Origin of the sequence: Hydrogenophaga sp. (assembly GCF_022844385.1) — a bacterium.
Lineage (GTDB): Bacteria > Pseudomonadota > Gammaproteobacteria > Burkholderiales > Burkholderiaceae_C > Hydrogenophaga.
This window is the reverse complement of record NZ_JALHLX010000094.1, coordinates 11,115-13,857: the sequence shown is the minus strand read 5'-3', so window position 1 is coordinate 13,857 and position 2,743 is coordinate 11,115. Positions and strand designations below refer to the sequence as shown.

The window sequence follows — 2,743 nt, the reverse complement described above, 5'->3', positions numbered from 1 at the left end:
CCCGGCGGCCACACCCCACCACATCACACCCAGCCAGGGCAGCAACGGCACGTAGTCCTCGGTCACCGGCTTGCGGCTGATGAGGCCCAGCCAGTTGAGCCAGGGGGTGTTGAGCACCTCCAGTGCGGGAACCGCCTGGATGAGCGTGGGCGCGGCGAGCGGGATAACAACGGCCAGCGCACCCAGCAGCCACAGCCACGTGCCCCATCCCGCGGTCATGCGAACCACGATGAGCATGAGCGCAATGCCGTGGAGCACACCGAAGTAGATGAAGCTGTTCGGAAACATCAGCAGCGAGCCGGCCGTCACCAGCAGCGCCGCGCCAGCCACCTGCAACCAGCGGCGCCAGAAGCGCGCCCAGGTCTGCCCCTGGTGCACGGCCGCCGCCTGCGACAGGCCGGCGGTGAACAGGAACAGGCTCACGATGGCGGTGCGCTGCCAGGTCCAGAACGGGTCGCGGTAGAAGTCTTCGCGGATCAGGCGGAAGTAGTTGAGATCGAAGCAGAAGTGGTAGGCCGTCATCCACAGCATGGCCGCAGCGCGCAACTGATCGATGCGGTCCAGGCGCTGGATCATGTGAACCTCAGGCAGTGGTTCGGTGGTGAATGCCGAGCAGGATCTGGCTGAGCGCCGCTGGCTCGCTCACCATCGGGTCGTGGCCGGTGGCCATTTCCACCACGTTCCAGCCGGGTTCGCTGCGCACCCGCACGCGCGAGGGCGCGATGGTGGCCAGCGCCGGTTGGGTGCAGTCGATGAACGTGCGCGGCACGGCGGCCACCCGCTCGGCATCGAAGTCCAGCGGTTGCTGGTACAGCTTGAAGGGCTGTGGCGTCTGGCGCCGGTTGACCCAGTCACGGTCGGCGCCGCTCAGGCCGAACAGGCTGGCATCGGGCGGCGGAAAACTCAAGCCCCCGCTGGACTCGGCTGCCGAGATCCGGGTCTGTTTTGTCTCCGCCGAATGGTGACTGCTCCAGCTGTCACCAGGGTACGGCAGCGCAGCATCCAGATACACCAGGTGCGCAAGCAGGCCGGGCTGTTCAGCCTGCAGCCGATCGGCCACGCCGGTGATCACCATGCCCGCGTAGCTGTGTCCCACCAGCACCACGCGCTGCAGTTCTTCGGCTTCGATCAGGCCGATGACGTCCTGGATGTGGGTGTGCAGATCGATCGTGGGCGCCATCAGGTGGGCGCGTTCGCCCACCCCGGTCAAGGTCACGGCGTGGCTGTCGACACCGGCACTGCGCAGCAGCGGCAACACCCGGCACCAGCACCAGGCGCCGTGCCAGGAACCGTGCACAAGCACGATGGAAGTCTGCGTGGGGTCGGTGGCTGCGGTCAAGGCGGGTCTCCGGTGTGGTGGGCGCCACCGGATTCTGCCTTGCGGACGCGGCGCCGTCAGATGTAGGCGTTCGGCTGCGGCACGCGGCGCATGTGCAGCGACATGCCGAGTGCAGCCATGTGGTTGCTGTTGCGGCCCAGGATGGTTTCGGACAAGGGCAGAAACTCCGTTTCCTCAAAGCCTGCGTGGGCCGCATAGGCGGCCACGAGCTGGTGCAGATCCTCCACGTCCAGGTCGGCATCCTGCCCCTTGCCGACGCGCTTGAGGGCTTTCTCCAGGCTCTTCCACAGCATCTCGATGGCGCGGTGTTCGTGGGTCAGCCGCTCGGTCATGGCCCGCACACGGTCACGCTCGGCGCCAGGCTGGGCGCTGGCGAGCACGGCCGGAAACAGGTCGCGCTCTTCGTCGAGGTGGTGTTCAAAGATCGCTTCACGGAAGAACGCCAGCGAGTCCACTGCGATCTGGCGCGCCTGCGCGGCGGGTTCCAGCAGCGCAGGCAGGGCATCAAGCGATTTCAGTCGTTTGAGGATGCCGACATGGCAATCGGTGAAGTTGGTCAGTGGTGCGTCGGCACGCGCGCCGGCTTCAAGGTTGTGGGTGGCGGTGGTCATGCGGTCTCCTCGGCGTTCATCGGGCAAGGTGTCCCGACGGATACCCCCAGTCTAGGCAGACCGCGTCCGGCGACCTTGACACAGGTCAACCGGCCGCGGAATCAGCGGTGGGCCACCAGTTCGAACACATCTTTTTCGATCTCCCGGCTGTTGGCACTGATCACCCGTCGCTGCATCTTCACGTAGCGTTTGACCTCGGGCGCGTACCAGACCAGGTAGTGGATGCGCACCGGTTCGATGGCGGCCTGGGTGGCACCACCCGTGGCGCTGCGGCTGCTCCAGACTTCGACCTTGAAGGCATCGAAGCTTCCACCCGGCACACTCACCGACTCGCGCCCCAGCACCTTGGCTTGCGAGTACCACTGGCCCCAGGTGTCCACTTCCGGCGTCGGAAAGTCGCTCAGCGAGCCCAGCGTGCCCAGATCGCGAAAAGCGCCCAGATAGGGGCTGTACTCGAGTCCGATCTGGTCCCACTTCAGGAACCCGGGCCGGCTGCCGATGGCGCGCCGTGAGTCACCCACGATGCGCGCTTCAGCGTCGGCGCGCAGGGTGTCTGTCACCAGACCGTCGCGCACCGACTGCACCGAGATCACGATGTCACGACGCGGGCTGGTGGGCCATTTGCCGCTGGTGCGGTAGGTCCAGCTCTCGCCCGGTCGGGGCAAGGCGGCGTTGACCTCGCGCGCCACCTCCGGTGAACGCTCCGGCACCGCAGCCACCGTTGCGGGCGCTGGTATGGGCGCTGGCGCGGCGGGCTCCACTGGCCGCGGTCGCGCCACAGCGTCCTGCGTGG

General features: G+C 67.0%; 4 protein-coding genes. All 4 read right to left on the bottom strand.

Annotated elements, in window-relative coordinates:
- A partial coding sequence (locus tag Q0C59_RS14355) for a heparan-alpha-glucosaminide N-acetyltransferase (protein ID WP_291216587.1) occupies positions 1-576 on the bottom strand: 576 nt, incomplete at its 3' end.
- Between the two features lie 7 nt (positions 577-583).
- Positions 584-1,339 (bottom strand): alpha/beta hydrolase, encoded by a 756-nt coding sequence (locus tag Q0C59_RS14350; protein ID WP_291216585.1) that lies wholly within the window; start codon positions 1,337-1,339, stop codon positions 584-586.
- A gap of 56 nt (positions 1,340-1,395) precedes the next feature.
- A complete protein-coding gene (locus Q0C59_RS14345) occupies positions 1,396-1,950 on the bottom strand; it encodes a hemerythrin domain-containing protein (protein WP_291216583.1) in 555 nt (184 codons plus the stop codon).
- A 101-nt stretch (positions 1,951-2,051) separates the two neighbouring features.
- Positions 2,052-2,743, bottom strand: a 692-nt coding sequence (locus Q0C59_RS14340; RefSeq protein ID WP_291216581.1) for a hypothetical protein, incomplete at its 5' end; no start/stop codon positions are given.